The organism is Streptomyces sp. NPDC017979 (assembly GCF_044328175.1).
Taxonomy (GTDB): Bacteria; Actinomycetota; Actinomycetes; order Streptomycetales; family Streptomycetaceae; genus Streptomyces.
Map to the genome: position 1 here is coordinate 280,805 of NZ_JBIRGU010000004.1, position 14,912 is coordinate 295,716.

A 14,912-nucleotide genomic window follows, 5' to 3' on the forward strand; every position below is an offset into this window, starting at 1 on the left:
CGGTCTCGGCGGCACATGGTAGGCGAGGGAGTCCACGGAGAGCGGCGAGTCGCCGGTAGGGGCGCCCGTTGCGGGGGTTGCCGGCAACAGGCGCTCACCTCCTGCTCGGTCAGTAGACGCCGGCCTCCCGTAGGTCGGCAGTGACCTGGTCTTTGAGTTCGGGACAGGCAACGCCCACGGCTGCGACTACGAGCTTTCGGGCCGTGTCGATCTGAGTGCCCCAGGTCTCGCCGATCGGGTAGAACTCACCCTGCTTGGTGTCGAGGAGGTATCCGACGCTGTGTCCCTTGCTCAGCTCGGCGCACCACAGGTCGGGGTACAGGGCGATCTCGTGGTCTGCGGGCGCCGCGTCCTCCGGCCAGTCGGCCGCGGCCGTGGTGCGGGCCGCAGTCAGCCACTCCTCGGTCGGGTCGGCCTCGGGAGCGGAACTGGTCGAGGACGCCACCGCCGCAGACTTGCTGTCGCCTTCGTCGCTGCTGCCACAGGCGGTGAGTGCGAAGGCGACGAGCGCCGCGGTGAAGGCGGCCGGGATGAGTCTGCTGCGCATGGGTCCCCCACGGTGAGTGCGTGGAGATCATCGTGCACGGCGTGGGCGCAGGGCGCGGACAGCGTGTCCGGACCGTGACACGACGAAGCTCGGCTCTGCGCCAGACGTACACGTAACGCCGGCGCACTGCGGGCTCGCTTGTCGATTCGGCTAGCAGTCGTCGTACTTCCATCGACTATACGTGTCATGTTCACGGATCCATGGCTGCTGCTCCTGGTCGAGCAAGGGCGCGTCATCGAAGGCATAGGTGACGTGGGCTGTGTTGCCGTTGATCTGATCGATCTTGAAGCTCTTGATCTCGTGCCCAGTTCCACAGGAACGACACCGGATACGCAGACTGTCCGCGGTCGCCGTCAACACCTCCCCACACTCAGCGCCCTCGACAACTGCCGGGCAGGATCCGACCCGAACCGGGCCAGGACGCCCCGAGCCCTCCAGCGCAGCACGGCGCTCCGCAGCGAGCCGCCGCAGCTCCGCCACGTCGTCCCCCACCGACTCGTACTCGGAGCACGCCCACAGCAAGTTGTTGGCCGAGAACCTGACGTGCTCCGGCACCGCCTGCCCAGGCGACCCGCGCCACGGCGCGACCGTCCACCCAAGCGCCGTCCGCCACGAATCCTCGACCGCAGCGAGACGAGCCCCCACCCCGCCGGCCCCGTCAGCGCCAAGACGTCGATCCGCGGCGGGATCGGAGGAGTCCGCGAACCCGGAGACGGAGGGATGTCTCGGCCCCGAGCCGTGCGAGGGTGATCCGTCGTGTCAGGCGCCCTGCGCGGCGAGGGCTTCGATCTCGATGAGCATGTCGGGGTCGGAGAGGGCGGTGACCTCGGCCAGGAGGCTGGCCGGCCGGCAGTGGACTGCGGCGAGCTCGTCCATGAGAACCCCGTACTGTGCCTTGCACTCGGCCAGGTCGGTGGTGAAGACGCGGATCTGCACCACGTCCGCCATCGTCATCCCCGCTTCGGTGACGGTGTTGCCGAGCCTTTCGATCGTGAGCCTCATCTGGCCCGCCATGTCCCCCTTGTGGACAACGGTTCCCTGGTCGTCCCGCGCCTCGTGGCCCGCGACGAACAACAGGCTCTGGGTCCCGTCGATCCGGACGGCGCGGTTGTACATCAGCTTTCCGCCCACCACGCGCGGACCGATCTCCGTACGGCTCATCTCTGCTCCTTGACTCGTCGTTCCGCCGCTCGGACGCTCCGGTGCCATCGCGCCGTCCCGAGTGACATGCGCACGGTCCGTCACATCACGACCATCACAGGGGGAGGTTTCCGCCGCCTCGGGCTCTTCCCCTCGCGTCGTTCTGTCGTCCGGCGCCTCCGCAAGAATCAGAGATGAGTGATGAGATCTCCAAGCGGACCTCCCGGAATCCGGAGAAACCCGCTCGGCAGAGCTCGGGAAGTGCTGATTTCCGCCATGCTCGACCGCGTGGACGTCCATGTCCTCCACGCGTTGCAGCGGGCTCCGCGGGCCGCCTTCACGAGCGTCGGCGAGGCCGTCGGCGTGTCCGAGTAGACGGCGGTACGACGTTTCCACGTGCTGCGCCGCTTCGGCACCGTGAACGTGGTCAGGCGGGTTCCCGCGGTCGGTTCGTCCTCACCGATGCGGGCTGCCGCCAGAGGGCCGTCACAGCACCCGACTCCACCGCCTGTCCCCCTGGCGGACCCTCGGTCGGCGACATCCGGTCACCACCGGCTCCGCTCGACGGGACCGCGCCCGAGGCGGGTCGGAAATTCCGCGAGAACTCGGTGGAGATGTCGGATTCCGAGCTCTTCCAGGTTCTGGTGGGGGCTGGAACGGAGCTGGCCGGAAGGTGGGGCCGTCAGATCCCACCCCACGCCAGCGAGGAAGCACGTGAGTACTGTCCAGGCGACCGCGACCGCGACCACGATCGGAGCAAGACAGCGAGGGGCGGCCACGCTGGTCATGGCCTGCGTCGGCGTGTTCGTGGCCTACATGCCGGTGACCACGGTCTCCGTGAGCCTGCCGGCCATCCAGCAGGCGTTCCAGGCGACGACCGCCCAGCTCTCCTGGGTCTCGGCCGCGTTCGTGCTGCCGATGGCGGCACTGATCCTCACCGCCGGTGTCATCGGGGACGTCCACGGCCGCAAGAAGGTGTTCCAGGCGGGCCTGGTGTTCGCGACCGCGGGTGCGGTGGTCGCCCTGTCCGCGGACTCGACAGGAGTGCTGCTGGTGGGACAGGCACTGGCCGGGACCGGTGCGGCGGCGTTGCTGCCGAGCACTCTGGCGCTGATCAGCCATGCCGTACCGGACCCGAACAAGCGCGGCAGGATCGTCGGCGTCTGGGCCGCCTCGTTGATGGCGGCACTGGCCGTCGGCCCCTTGGTGGCCGGGGTGATCCTCGACCATGCCTCCTGGCGCTGGATCTTCCTGCCCGCCGTACCCGTGGCCGTAGTCACCCTGGCAGTGTCCGTGCCGTTGCTGACCGACTCGCGGGCGCCCGGCGCGCGCCGGCTGGACTGGCCGGGCCAGTTCGCCGCCGTCCTGGCCATCACCGCCCTGGTGTACGGCGTCATCGAGGGCGGTGCGAACTCCTTCACGCAGGCGCAGGTGGTGTTCGCTCTCGCGCTGAGCGCGGTGAGTCTCGTCGCCCTCGTGCTGGTGGAGCGGCGCAGCACGAGCCCGATGCTCACTCCCGAGCTCTTCCGCAGCGCGGCGTTCAGCGCCACCGCGCTGATCGCCATGATCACCTTCCTGGGGCTGATCGGGTTCTTCTTCGTCCTCAGCCTCTACTTCGGCATGGTGCAGCAGCTCGGCGCCCTCGACACGGCGTACCGCATGCTGGTGGTGACGGCGGTCAGCCTGGTGACCGCGGTGCTGGTGGCCCCGCTGATGCGCCGTGTGCCGGCACATGTCCTGATCACGGCCGGTCTGCTGCTCAGCGCGGGCGCGCTGCTGTCCCTGACCGCCGTCGGCGTGACCACCTCCTTCGCCGCGCTGTCCTGGCGGCTCGCCCTGCTCGGCCTGGGCATGGGCATGGTCATCACCCCGATGACCAACGCCGCCATCGCTTCCGTACCGCTTCGACTGGCCGGGATGGCCGCCGCCGGGAACAACGCCTTCCGCCAGGTCGGCGGCGCCCTCGGCCCAGCACTGATGGGCGTGCTGCTGACCACCCGGACCGTCAGCACGCTGCCCGGACACCTCGCCGACGCCGGTATCGATCCCGCGACGACACAGCGCATCACGGGTGCCGTGGAGTCCGGCGGACTGGGCGCGGTCAGCGGGATGGGCCTAGGACCGCTGGAGGGCCGGGCACTCGGCGCCCTCTCCGACGCCTTCCTCGACGGCCTCTTCCTCTGCCTGGCGGTCTCCGCCTCGCTGACACTGGTCGGCGCCCTCGTCAGCGTCCTCCTGCTGCGCCCGCGCCGGACTCGGGAACACTGACGGCGCCGTGCCGGGGCCATCCGAAGGGCCCGGACTCGCCGTACCAGTCCGGGAGTCCGAGGGCCGCCTACGATGGCCCCGGCCTCCCGCCCATCCCTCCTCCCCCGCTGTCCGGGCGGGCGTGACCCCTGCGGAGCACTCGTGCTGGATCCCCTCGACCGGAAACTGCTGCAGGCACTGCAGCTCGACGCCCGCGCACCGTTCAGCCGACTGGCGCAGGTGCTCGACGTCTCCGACCAAACGGTGGCCCGCCGCTTCCGGCGGCTGCACGCCACCACCCGGCTGAGGATCGTGGGCGTCACCGACGAGACCCGGCTCGGCCGCACCAACTGGCTGGTGCGCCTGGGTTGCGCCTCGGACGGCGCGGCGGACCTGGCTGCGGCGCTGGCGCGACGTCCGGACACCGCCTGGGTCGGCCTGCTCTCGGGCGGGACCGAGGTGCTGTGCGTCATGCAGCCACGCAGCGTCCAGGACCGGGACGAACTGCTTCTCAGCCGACTGCAGCGCACCCGCGGGGTGGTCTCCGTCAGCGCCCAGTGCCTGCTCCACCGCTTCTACGGCGGCCCCCTCGGTTGGCTCGACAAGATCGACGCCCTCGACCCCGAGCAGGAGGCCGCGCTCCGACCGCCGCCCGTCGAACCCGCGAACGGACCCGTCGAGCTCGACGAACCCGCCGTCCGACTCCTGACGGCCCTGCACCGCGACGGGCGGGCCACTCTCACCGAACTCCAGGCGAGCACCGGGCTCTCCGAGTCGGTGGTGAAGCAGCGGCTGGAGCAACTGCGCGCAACCGGAGTGCTCTACTTCACCGTCCAGTACGACCGCCAGACCCTCGGCAACGAGGTGGCGGCCATACTGTGGCTGACCGTGGCACCGGGAGCGCTCGCGGCCGCCGGGAGCGCCCTGGCGGCCCACACCGAGGTGCAGTTCGCCGGCGCCGTCACCGGCCAGGCCAACCTGGTGGCCACCACCCTGCACCGCACCACCGACGACCTCTACGCCTACCTCAGCGACCGGATCGGCGCACTCCACGGCATCCACACCGTGGAGACGGCACTGACCTTGCGTCAGATCAAACAGTTTGCCTGAACGGTGGTCTCCGTGCAGTGCTGGGCCGCCATCGAGCCGGCACCGCTGCGGGTCGACGCGGTGGCACCCGGCCCGGTGGACACCTCGCCATCTGCTGGGCGAGGCCGAGTACCGCGGCTGCCGCGAGGAGGTGCTCACGGGGGACACCACCGTGTGGTCCCGACCCCCGTTCAGGAACCGCCGTGAAGGACGCTCCACAGCCGTCCTTCCGGCGGCCCTCACGTCTGACAACGTACGCCCGCACACATGAGAGCTGTCAGCACATCGGACGTTTCCGCGGATACCCACCGCCGTGGAGTACGGCGGAATGGGCGGGCGCATGGGTGGCCGTCGTGGCTCCGGCGGTGCCCGCCGTACGAGTCCGTTCCGGCACCTCCGGCACGCGGCAGCGCCGGGCAGGGCCGCCCCGGCCTCACACCGTCTGTACGCAGGTGCATTGGCAGACGGCGAGCGTGCCCGCCGCCGCCTCGGTATCCTCCCGGACAGCGGCGTCGCTGATGGTTCGGGGAGCCTCGGCCTTCGCCTCTCGCGGCCACAGCACCAGTGCGGCGACGGCGCCCAGCGCGGCGAGGACGGCGAGGATCGTCCAGGTGAGGGTGAACCCCGATTCCGTGGCTATCCAGCCGGCGACGGGATAGGTGACCAGCCACGCCAGATGGGAGAGCGAGAACTGGGCGGCGAAGACCCCGGGCAGCCGGTTCGGTTCGGCCGAACGGCGTAGCACCCGTCCCGTCGGTGTGACGATCAGTGCCATCCCGCCCCCGATGACCGCCCAGACGGCTGCCGCACCCGCCCAGGTGGTGAGACCGGCCGCGCTCATCGCGACGGCGGCGGCGACGCCCGTCACTAGGACCGCGGCGCCGGTCGTCATCACCGTGCGCTCGGCGATCCGGTCGAGGACGCGGGGCAGCAGGAGCGCGACCAGCAGGGTGCCGCCGCCGGAGGCGGCGAGCATCCAGGCGACGTCGGTCTGGGTTCCGCCGAGTCGGTCGCGGACGTAGTTCACGGTGTTGACCACGACGATCGAGCCCGCGGCGGCCACCACCAGATTCAGCGCCATGATGCCGCGCAGCCTCGGCGTGGCCGCGAAGGTCCGTATCCCCGAAGTGGCGCGGTCCCACGCCCGGGTGTGCTCGCTGGGCCGGGCCTCAGGTATACGTGTCGACACCACGAACAGGGCGGAGACGGCGAACCCGACGGCCGTGCCGACGAAGAGCCAGTTGAAGGACATGAAGGACAGCGCCACACCCGCGAGGACGGGGCTCAGCAGGCTCTCCATGGTGTAGGCGACCTGGGAGGCCGAGAGCGCCCGGGTGAAGTCGGCCTCATCGGTGACGATGTCGGGAATCACCGCCTGGAAGGTGGGCGTGAACGCGGCGGACGCCGCCTGGAGCACACCGATCAGCACATAGATCTGCCAGATCTCCGTGACGAACGGCAACGCGATCACGACCAGGGCCCGGACCACGTCGAGGGCGGTGAGCAGCTTCCGCCTCGGCAGACGGTCGACGTAGGCCGCGGCCAACGGTGCGATCACGACGTACATGACCATCTTGATCGTCAAAGCGGTGGCGAGTACCGCTCCGGCGCTCGGGCCCGCGAGGTCATAGGCGAGCAGCCCCAGCGCGACGGTCGCCAGCCCGGTACCGAAAAGGGCGATGATCTGCGCACTGAACAGACGGCGGAAATCACGCAGCGCGAACAGTCCCACGACTACCTTCCTCCAGGGCAACATACCCCGACGGGGTATTTAGCTGTCATGTATATCGCATCCGCTGGAGGGATCGTCGCCGCTCGCGTCGTGGCCGGTCTCCATGGCAGGGCCTCGGGTCGACCGTGCACCGGGCCGTCCGGAGCCGGGTACCGGCCGGCGCGCGATCGACCGGGGTGCCGGCGCGGCATCCGCTGCACCATCCCGGACAAGGCCGACCAAGTGCGCAACCGCCAGAAGTGAGGCTCCCGCGGTGGCCGGCCACCCAAGTTCAACACCGAGGACTACAAAGCTCGGCACGCTGTCGAGTGCGGCATAAAACGGCATTAACCGCCTCAAAAGGAACCGAGCCGTGGCCACGAGATCCGACAAGGTCGCGGGCCGCTACGAGGCCACTGCCCTCGTAGCGGTCATCAATGAGTGACTGTGACCAGCGCAGTCAGGGATGGCGGACGGGCGACCCGTGGAGTCCTGGCGGTTCAGGGGGTGATGGCATGTTCGGTGAACTGGCCGCAGGAGCGGAACCCTAGGCGGCGGTAGACGGGCTCGCCGTCAGATGATGCCTGCAAGACCGCGATGTGGTGGTCTCGTTCGCGGGCTGTGCGGAGGGCCGCGAGCGTGATGGCACCGCCGTAGCCGCGTCGACGGTGGGCGGCCAGTGTGGAGATGTTGTAGATGCCGGCGACTCCCGCGTGGTGAAACACTTCAGCGGAGCAGACCGGACGGTTCTCCACGTAGCCCACCAGGTACCGGGCCGGGCAGTGCGCGGCCAGCGCCTGCGGGGCGGCCTGAGCGAAGAAGCGTCGGACGGTGTCAGCGGGCGGGTCCCAGTTCGCGGCAAGAACCAAGGCGTAGTCGGCAAGCTGTTCGGGCGTGGCCACCGTCTGGATGTCCAGCCCCTGGACGGTGGGTGGCGGCAGGGCGTCGTCCAACTCGGCCCACATCGCCGTCTCGCGTTCGGAGGCCGGCAGACCTGCCGCCGTCAGGAGGGTGGTGAGGTCCAGCGGCGTCGAAGCGGGCCCCACCCACCAGGAGAAACGCCGGCCGGTGCGGGCCAGCGACTCAGCGGTCTCGGCGATACGTGCCGTAGCGTCGGCGGCGGTGAATCGGGCCGCGGCAACGATGTTGAAGGTGTCGTCGTCCAGGCCGCTGTCCGCGACAAGCAGGTCACCAGCCTCCGCGACGGCAGCACCAGCCATACTCCGGTGCAGGTGACAGGCATGTTCCGCCAGGTTCTGTTCCATCCTGTCGGTCAAGTCGGCTTCATCAAGAAAATGATCACCCATGGCGATTGATCCCAGCATGACCGGGCGAAGACCGCATGCGATTTTGGGCCGTGTCGCGCTGACGACCAGCACACTCGAAACGCGCCCTTAGCGGACCGCACCGGCGGTATCGCGGCCCCTGTGGGCCACCCGTCGCACGATCGGGATCATGTGGAGCCGGGCAAGAGCGTCCGGGACGGCTGGATGGGTCCTCCTTGGTCCGGGGCGGACGCACGACGTGCCCGCAGTCCTGCCGGGTCCGGACGGCGATCGAGATCCGCTCGCTGACCCTGCGGTCGAGCTTGGCGCGCCCCATGGCACGGCTCAGCGGGAGGTAGCCGCCCAGGACGGCGGGGCACGACGGGTCGGGGGCCTCCCGGCCGTGCCCTGTGCAGCGGAGGCCGGTCGATGATGTTCACGCCGGTCAGTGGTGGCCGCGGCGATGGCTCGGGTGCACGGGGACGGCGGGCGGGGTGGCCCGTAGCGTGAACTCGGCCGTCCGGACGATGGCCTCGCGCTGGAAGTCAAGGTAGGGGCGGGGCAGTTGCCGCACGTCGGCGCGACCGCCGTGAAGGTGGCCCCGGGTCCCGGTTCGGTGGCGCCGTCCCCGGGTTCGCCCTCCGGGTGGACGTGGACATGACCGAGGTCGCCGGCCCTCAGCGCGACCAGGTGCCCGTAGTCGCCGAGATAGGACTGGAGGTCGGCGACGGGCCGTCCGTCACGGTGGACGGTGAGGGTCAGGTCGCTCGGCTCGCCGGGGTACGAGGTCTCCGTCGAGGGTGACGGTGTACGCACCGGCGCGGGCGGTGCGGGTGCCCCAGGGAGCGGCTGGGGAGCGTACGCCCCGACGACCGCGGCGGAGATGCCCAGCGTCATGACCCCGTGATGGCCGGCCGGGTGGATGCCGGCGAAGAACCGCCAGCCCCCCGGCGTCAGGGTCAGCCCGATGCTCCATACGCCACTCCGGCCCCTTTCGGGGTGCACGTGCTGGAAGCCGGTGGCGTCGCGGCGGACCGCGATGAGGTGGGGTATTTCCGCCAGGGAGATTTCCCCGCACGGCGCGTCGTCGCGGGAGCCCGCCCCCGAGCGCGGGGCCAGCCCGGAGGGCTGGGGCGGCCGAGACCGGGGCGATCCCGCGACGCAAGCCCGAGCCCCCGAGAGATGGACGAACGAAGCCATCGTGACGCGGATCACATACCCCCCGGGGGAATCAAACGGGGAGGCCGCCGGTTGCCGGAACCAGAAAAAGCAACGCTCGTACACTTTTCTGGATGGTAGTCATGTCGTCACCCACCGCAGCACCCCCAGGAGCCGGCCGGCACCTGGGGCTGGCCCTCACCGTCATCGCCTCGGCCCAACTGATGGTCGTGCTCGACGGCACGATCACCAACATCGCGCTGCCGAGCCTCAAGGAAGACCTCGACATCTCGGCCTCCGGGCTCGCCTGGGTCGTCAACTCCTACGTCCTGGCCTTCGGCGGGCTCCTGCTGCTCGGCGGCCGCATCGGCGACCTGTTCGGGCGGCGCCGGATATTCCGAATCGGCATCGCGCTGTTCACCCTCGCGTCACTGCTCGGCGGCTTCGCGACCAGCCAGGAACTGCTGATCGCGGCACGCGTGCTCCAGGGTGTGGGCGCGGCCGTGGCGGCCCCGACCGCGCTGTCACTGATCGCCACGACCTTCCCCGAGGGCGCGCCACGGAACAAGGCGATGGGGGTGTACGCCGGGATGTCCGGCATCGGAGCGACTGTCGGCCTGCTGCTCGGCGGCGTACTCACCGAGTACCTCGACTGGCGCTGGGTGTTCTTCGTGAACGTCCCGATCGGCCTGGCGGTCCTGCTCGGCACCAAGGTCCTCGCCGAGAGCGAGCGGGTACGCGGGCGCCTCGACGTGCCCGGCGCTGTGACCGGGACCGCCGGTCTCGTCTCCCTCGTCTACGCGATCACCCGGGGCGGCGAGCACGGCTGGACGAACAGCAGCACGCTCGCGCTCTTCGGCGTGGCCGCCGTCCTCCTGGCCGCCTTCGTGTTGCTCCAGTCCAAGGTCGCGGCACCGATGATGCCGCTGCGCCTGCTGGCCGACCGGAACCGGGCCGGCTCGTACGTGACGATGCTGTTCATCGGTGCCGGCATGTTCGCGATGTTCTACTTCCTCTCCCTCTACATGCAGCAGGTCCTCGGCTTCAACGCCCTGGAGACCGGTCTGGCCTACATTCCTTTCAGCCTCGGCATGGGCATGGCCACGAGCACCGGTTCGAAGCTGGTGGCGAGGTTCGCGCCGCGCACCTTGACGATTCCCGGTCTGGCGCTGGCCGCCGCGGGGATGCTGTGGTTCGGCACGATGACCCCGGACTCGTCCTACTGGGCACACCTGATGCCCGCCATGGTCATCACCTCCATCGGCCTGGGAACCGCCTTCCTCCCCATGACCCTCGGCGCGGTCTCCGGCGTTGGCCACCAGGACGCCGGCATCGCGTCGGCGCTGCTCAACACCGCCCAGCAGATCGGCGGAGCGATCGGCCTGGCCGTCCTGGCGACGGTCTCCACCACCATGGCCGACGACAAGCTGCCAAACGCGGACGGCGCCTACTACCAGGCGCTGGCCACCAAGGACACCAGCCTGCTCGAACGCGCCGCGAGCGCGCTGACCGACGGCTACACCGCGGCCCTGGTGGGTTCGGCGGCCCTGATGATCGCGGGCATCGCCGTGGTCGGGCTCGCCGTCAACGCCAAGCGCCCCCAGCCCGCTACGGCCGACCAGCCGGCCCCCGTGCACATGGGCTGACCTAGGAAGACGGCCGGGCCCGGGAGAGAACCCCGGGCCCGGCCGTCCACGTACGATCACCACCCCGGTCACCCGAGGAATGAGGAACACCACATGCCGGAGAAGACCCGCAAGGGCGAGCGCACCCGCCTGCGCATCCTGGAAGCGGCGCGCCAGGAATTCGCCCGGCACGGCTACGAACGCGCCACCATCCGCGGCATCGCGACAGCCGCGGAGTGCGACAAGTCCTCGGTCATCAAGTACTTCGGCACCAAGCAGCACCTCTTCCGCGAAGCCGTGGAGTGGCAGGCGTCCTTCGACCCGTCCGAACTGGAAGTCTCCGACCGGCAGGGCGCTGAGTACCTCCGGACCATGCTCGCGGACTTCGCCGGGCCGCAGCACGACCCGATGCTCGCCCTGCTGCGCGCAGCGATGACCAACGAGGAAGCCGCGCAACTCCTCCGCGAGAAGGCGACCGCAGGCGCGGTGGACCCGCTGGCCGAGGCCATGGACGGCCCGAACGCCCAACTGCGGGCCGCCCTCCTGTCCGCGACCCTGTTCGGCATCGCCGTCCAGCGGGAAATGCTCAAGATGCCCTACCTCGCCGAAGCCGACCTGGACGACGTACTGCGGCTCTCCGGCCCGATGCTGCGCCACCTGCTGGAGCCGCCGACGGACCGGCACCACCCGCCCACTCCCTGAGACCCGGCGCCTTCAGGCGCTGGCCACACGGCATGCTCCGGCTCTCGGAAGGTGACATGTCAACGGCCGACTTGGACTGGCGACCAAGAACGACACCCCGCGCTGGCTCAACCCCGAGGAGCAGGACGCGTGGCGCGGATCGTCAGCCTGCACGAGAAGCTGGGCGCCCGGCTGTCCCGCCACGTGCAGGCCGAGTCCGGCCTATCCGCCGCCGACTACATGGTCCTCGTCAACCTGACAGACGTCCCCGACGGCAAGCTGCGCTTCCTCGAACTGGCCAAGGCGGCGGAGTGGGAGAAGAGTCGCATGTCCCACCACATCGGGCGGATGGAGAAGCACAGGCTGGTGGCCGGGGAGGAGTGCGCCGAGGACGGCCGGGCGGCAGTCATCGCCATCACTCGGGCGGGCCGGGAGGCGATGACTGCCGCCGCACCGAAGCACGTCGAGGCGGTGCGGCGGATGTTCATCGACCCGTTGACCCCGCAGGAGTTGAAGACCTGCGCGCGACTGACGAAGCGCATCCTGCCCGGTGGCCGCCTCCCTCGTCGCTGTCACTCCCCCGGGTCTCCCGACGGAGCCCCGCATCCCGCATAACGAGCCGCGTCGCGGCAGTTCGGCACGGTGAGCGAACTGGTCACGCGACGTCACTGCTTCCTTGCTGCGCAGTGTCTGCTGCTCTCGTCAACGAGGACACAGAGGTCCCCGATGAACTCGTCGTAGTCATCCGGGTCGTCAAGGTGCTCCTTGCTGGGTGGTCCTTCGATCCACTGGCGCCACAGGCCGTCGGGAGCGAGAAACCGGGACGCATGGTCGGTGCCGAGTTCGGTGTCGAGGTGCAGCAGCGCGCCGATGGCCACTATCTGGTCGTAGTAGAGGTCGGGGCGGCGCAGGTATCGGTCGAGGTAGGCGACCAGGAGGTCGGCGTCGGCAGGGGTGCCGAAGGTGGCCAGGGCGACGCAGTACGCCTGCCCGGCGTAGGGCCCTTCGCTAGCGAGGAGGAGTTCGCCGAGGCGTTCACGGAACTCGTCTTTGTGCGCGACGGCGACGAGCCAGGCCGCGGTCTTGCGCTCTCGCCATCCGGCTTCGAGCAGGATGGTCAGTTCACTGGACGTGATGTCGCCGGCGGCACGACCGAGCTTCTTCGTGAACTCGGCACGTTCACGTCGGGACATGCGCAGGAGGCTGCCGCCGAGTTTGAGATAGCGCCGGCCGGGCGTGACATAGCGGCGGATCAGAGCGAGCAACTCGGGATCGTCCCAGGTACGGCGCATAGCCGCATCCTGGTCCTACGCGAAGCCCTTCGGCCAGCCAATTGCGCAGCCACGCTATGTGCGTTCGGCAACAGTGCCGCACCCTGGCAGGGCGTGCATCGCTGAGTTGCTCGCCCCGGCCGTGACGCACTGTCGTCACAAGCGCCCCGCTGTCCCGCATCTTGTAACCGGTGTTGAGGCAGTCGACGACGTTGCGACCGAGCCGGTCCACCGCGGCGGCCACGAGGCCGTCATACGGGCCGCGCTCGTCGCGGAGCCACGGACCGAACTTCGGACGGGTCATCGGGTCCGTGGCGCCCGAGACCTCCCAGTCGTCGACCCAGCCGATGATGTGTCCACCGATCGAAGCGGCAGCGGTGAGGACGTCCGTCCGCTGCCGTTCCGGGGAGGTCGTGGCGAGCTTCATCCGGGACGGCCGACGGACGCCGAGCAGGCACTTGCCGCATCCGTCGCAGGGTCGTTCGATCAGGTCCAGGTCCGTACCGCGCACGGTCTCTCCGTTTCGAACGCGCAGAGTACGGACATATGACGGCCGCTCCCAGGGTGATCTTGATCAGCCGAGGAAGCTCAACCGAACCTGACGGTTGACGTTGTCCACGTTCGTGTCGACGAGGCAGACCGATTGCCACGTCCCCAATTCCAACCGGCCTGCGATCACCGGCAGCGTCGCGTGCGGTGGCACCAGGGCCGGGAGGACGTGGTCGCGGCCGTGGCCGGGGGTGCCGTGGCGGTGTTGCCAGCGGTCGTCGGACGGCAGGAGGGTGTGGAGCGCGGTCAGGAGGTCGTCGTCGCTGCCGGCGCCCGTTTCGATGATCGCGATGCCGGCCGTGGCGTGCGGGACGAAGACGTTCAGCAGGCCGTCGCGGCCGTCCGCGGCCTGGAGGAGGAATCGTTCGCAGGCGCGGGTCAGGTCGGTGACCGTCTCCGTCGCGCCGGTGGTGATCTGGAGCGTCGTCGTGCTGAAGGATCCGGGCATGGGGCCATTGTCGCCGTTCGGCCGGCGGGAAGAATCTCCAAGAGCCGCGAGTTGGTAGAAGCATGAACAACTTCGGGGCGCGGGACGTGGACGTGGTCGTTGTCGGCGCCGGGCAGGCCGGGTTGTCCGGCGCCTATCATCTGCGGCGCGTCGGGCTGGTGCCGGGACGGGACTTCGTGGTGCTCGACCACTCCCCCGAGCCCGGTGGCGCCTGGCAGTTCCGCTGGCCGTCCCTCACGTACGGCAAGGTGCACGGCATGCACGCGCTGCCGGGGATGGAGCTGACGGGCGCCGACGACGCGCGTCCGTCGTCCGAGGTGATCGGGGAGTACTTCGCGGCGTACGAGGAGCGGTTCGGGCTGCTGGTGCAGCGGCCGGTGGACGTGGCGGCGGTGCGGGCGGGCGAAGGGGGACGGCTGCTGGTGGAGACCTCGACGGGAAGTTGGTCGGCGCGGGCGCTGATCAACGCGACGGGCACCTGGGACCGGCCGTTCTGGCCGCGTTACCGGGGGCAGGAGACCTTCCGCGGGCGGCAGTTGCACACGGCCGGCTATCCGGGGCCCGAGGAGTTCGCCGGACTGCGGGTGGTCGTGGTCGGCGGCGGGGCGTCCGGGACGCAGCACCTGTTGGAGATCGCCGAACACGCGGCGGAGACGACCTGGGTGACCCGCCGGCCGCCGGTCTTCCGCGAGGGGCCGTTCGACGAGAACGTGGGGCGGGCCGTGGTGGCGAAGGTGGACGAGCGGGTGCGGCTCGGACTGCCGCCCAAGAGCGTGGTGTCGGTGACCGGGCTGCCGCTCAACGACGCGCTGCGGGCCGCGCGCGAGCGCGGGATCCTGGACCGGTTGCCGATGTTCGACCGGATCACGCCGACCGGGGTGACCTGGGACGACGGCCGCACGGTGGAGGCCGACGTAATCCTGTGGGCCACCGGCTTTCGCGCGGTGCTCGACCACCTGGCGCCGCTGAGGCTGCGCGAGCCGGGCGGCGGGATCCTGATGGACGGCACCCGTGCGGTACGGGACGAGCGCGTCCATCTCGTCGGGTACGGGCCCTCGGCCTCGACGATCGGCGCCAACAGGGCGGGGCGCGCTGCGGTGCGCGAGATCAAGGAACTGCTGGAGCGGGCGCCCGCGCTGGTGTGAGGCGGACGCCCGTCGATGTGAGGCGGTACGTCCCTT

Annotated in this window: 14 protein-coding genes and 1 pseudogene; 7 read left to right on the forward strand and 8 right to left on the reverse strand. The window is 70.0% G+C overall.

Features of this window, described 5'->3' with window-relative positions:
* Positions 1-109: 109 nt before the first annotated feature.
* The 3 genes from ACH4E8_RS14175 to ACH4E8_RS14185 all read right to left on the reverse strand — a co-directional run bounded on the left by ACH4E8_RS14175 (position 110) and on the right by ACH4E8_RS14185 (position 1,708).
* Positions 110-547, reverse strand: a complete 438-nt coding sequence (locus tag ACH4E8_RS14175; protein ID WP_398447772.1) for a hypothetical protein — start codon at positions 545-547, stop codon at positions 110-112.
* Between the two features lie 150 nt (positions 548-697).
* Positions 698-1,102, reverse strand: a complete 405-nt coding sequence (locus ACH4E8_RS14180) for a hypothetical protein (protein ID WP_398447774.1) — start codon at positions 1,100-1,102, stop codon at positions 698-700.
* Positions 1,103-1,306: 204 nt separating this feature from the next.
* Positions 1,307-1,708, reverse strand: coding sequence for a Rid family hydrolase (locus ACH4E8_RS14185; protein ID WP_398447776.1), 402 nt, complete (start codon positions 1,706-1,708; stop codon positions 1,307-1,309).
* A 240-nt stretch (positions 1,709-1,948) separates the two neighbouring features.
* Here ACH4E8_RS14185 and ACH4E8_RS14190 point away from each other — a divergent pair, with 240 nt between their 5' ends.
* The 3 genes from ACH4E8_RS14190 (at position 1,949) to ACH4E8_RS14200 (ending at position 5,044) form a co-directional block, all read left to right on the forward strand.
* Positions 1,949-2,062 (forward strand): AsnC family protein, encoded by a 114-nt coding sequence (locus ACH4E8_RS14190; RefSeq protein ID WP_398447778.1) that lies wholly within the window; start codon positions 1,949-1,951, stop codon positions 2,060-2,062.
* A gap of 339 nt (positions 2,063-2,401) precedes the next feature.
* Complete coding sequence (locus ACH4E8_RS14195) at positions 2,402-3,955, forward strand: MFS transporter (RefSeq protein ID WP_398447780.1); 1,554 nt, start codon at positions 2,402-2,404, stop codon at positions 3,953-3,955.
* 141 nt (positions 3,956-4,096) lie between these two features.
* Positions 4,097-5,044 carry an Lrp/AsnC family transcriptional regulator gene (locus ACH4E8_RS14200; RefSeq protein ID WP_398447782.1) on the forward strand — a complete coding sequence of 316 codons (948 nt, stop codon included), beginning with the start codon at positions 4,097-4,099 and terminating at the stop codon, positions 5,042-5,044.
* A gap of 412 nt (positions 5,045-5,456) precedes the next feature.
* Here the strand turns inward: ACH4E8_RS14200 and ACH4E8_RS14205 are convergent, their stop codons facing one another.
* Together ACH4E8_RS14205 and ACH4E8_RS14210 are read right to left on the reverse strand one after the other, a co-directional pair.
* Positions 5,457-6,755 (reverse strand): MFS transporter, encoded by a 1,299-nt coding sequence (locus ACH4E8_RS14205; protein WP_398447784.1) that lies wholly within the window; start codon positions 6,753-6,755, stop codon positions 5,457-5,459.
* A 479-nt stretch (positions 6,756-7,234) separates the two neighbouring features.
* A complete protein-coding gene (locus ACH4E8_RS14210) occupies positions 7,235-7,999 on the reverse strand; it encodes a GNAT family N-acetyltransferase (RefSeq protein WP_398448301.1) in 765 nt (254 codons plus the stop codon).
* Between the two features lie 1,292 nt (positions 8,000-9,291).
* Here ACH4E8_RS14210 and ACH4E8_RS14215 point away from each other — a divergent pair.
* From ACH4E8_RS14215 to ACH4E8_RS14225, 3 genes and pseudogenes are all read left to right on the forward strand, one after another.
* Positions 9,292-10,803 carry an MFS transporter gene (locus tag ACH4E8_RS14215; RefSeq protein WP_398447786.1) on the forward strand — a complete coding sequence of 504 codons (1,512 nt, stop codon included), beginning with the start codon at positions 9,292-9,294 and terminating at the stop codon, positions 10,801-10,803.
* 93 nt (positions 10,804-10,896) lie between these two features.
* On the forward strand, positions 10,897-11,484 hold the full coding sequence (locus ACH4E8_RS14220; protein WP_398447788.1) for a TetR family transcriptional regulator: 588 nt from the start codon (positions 10,897-10,899) through the stop codon (positions 11,482-11,484).
* Positions 11,485-11,560: 76 nt separating this feature from the next.
* Positions 11,561-12,078 (forward strand): annotated as a pseudogene (locus ACH4E8_RS14225) (MarR family winged helix-turn-helix transcriptional regulator).
* 50 nt (positions 12,079-12,128) lie between these two features.
* Here ACH4E8_RS14225 and ACH4E8_RS14230 read toward each other — a convergent pair.
* The 3 genes from ACH4E8_RS14230 to ACH4E8_RS14240 all read right to left on the reverse strand — a co-directional run bounded on the left by ACH4E8_RS14230 (position 12,129) and on the right by ACH4E8_RS14240 (position 13,731).
* A complete protein-coding gene (locus tag ACH4E8_RS14230) occupies positions 12,129-12,755 on the reverse strand; it encodes a DUF6000 family protein (RefSeq protein WP_398447790.1) in 627 nt (208 codons plus the stop codon).
* Complete coding sequence (locus ACH4E8_RS14235) at positions 12,643-13,161, reverse strand: recombinase family protein (protein ID WP_398448303.1); 519 nt, start codon at positions 13,159-13,161, stop codon at positions 12,643-12,645. The genes ACH4E8_RS14230 and ACH4E8_RS14235 overlap by 113 nt, the downstream gene beginning before the upstream one ends.
* A 147-nt stretch (positions 13,162-13,308) precedes the next feature.
* The gene (locus tag ACH4E8_RS14240) at positions 13,309-13,731 is read right to left on the reverse strand and encodes a secondary thiamine-phosphate synthase enzyme YjbQ (RefSeq protein WP_398447792.1); all 423 of its coding nucleotides are present in this window, start codon (positions 13,729-13,731) and stop codon (positions 13,309-13,311) included.
* Positions 13,732-13,793: 62 nt separating this feature from the next.
* On the opposite strand from ACH4E8_RS14240, the gene ACH4E8_RS14245 reads away from it, so the two are divergent.
* Positions 13,794-14,876, forward strand: coding sequence for an NAD(P)-binding domain-containing protein (locus ACH4E8_RS14245; protein WP_398447794.1), 1,083 nt, complete (start codon positions 13,794-13,796; stop codon positions 14,874-14,876).
* The last annotated feature ends 36 nt before the right edge of the window (positions 14,877-14,912 follow it).

Coding starts and splice junctions, on each gene's coding strand:
- ACH4E8_RS14175 (WP_398447772.1), bottom strand. CDS start 547: ATGCGCAGCAGACTCATCCCGGCCGCCTTCACCGCGGCGCTCGTCGCC.
- ACH4E8_RS14185 (WP_398447776.1), bottom strand. CDS start 1,708: ATGAGCCGTACGGAGATCGGTCCGCGCGTGGTGGGCGGAAAGCTGATG.
- ACH4E8_RS14210 (WP_398448301.1), bottom strand. CDS start 7,999: ATGGAACAGAACCTGGCGGAACATGCCTGTCACCTGCACCGGAGTATG.
- ACH4E8_RS14215 (WP_398447786.1), top strand. CDS start 9,292: ATGGTAGTCATGTCGTCACCCACCGCAGCACCCCCAGGAGCCGGCCGG.
- ACH4E8_RS14220 (WP_398447788.1), top strand. CDS start 10,897: ATGCCGGAGAAGACCCGCAAGGGCGAGCGCACCCGCCTGCGCATCCTG.
- ACH4E8_RS14230 (WP_398447790.1), bottom strand. CDS start 12,755: ATGCGCCGTACCTGGGACGATCCCGAGTTGCTCGCTCTGATCCGCCGC.
- ACH4E8_RS14235 (WP_398448303.1), bottom strand. CDS start 13,161: ATGAAGCTCGCCACGACCTCCCCGGAACGGCAGCGGACGGACGTCCTC.
- ACH4E8_RS14240 (WP_398447792.1), bottom strand. CDS start 13,731: ATGCCCGGATCCTTCAGCACGACGACGCTCCAGATCACCACCGGCGCG.
- ACH4E8_RS14245 (WP_398447794.1), top strand. CDS start 13,794: ATGAACAACTTCGGGGCGCGGGACGTGGACGTGGTCGTTGTCGGCGCC.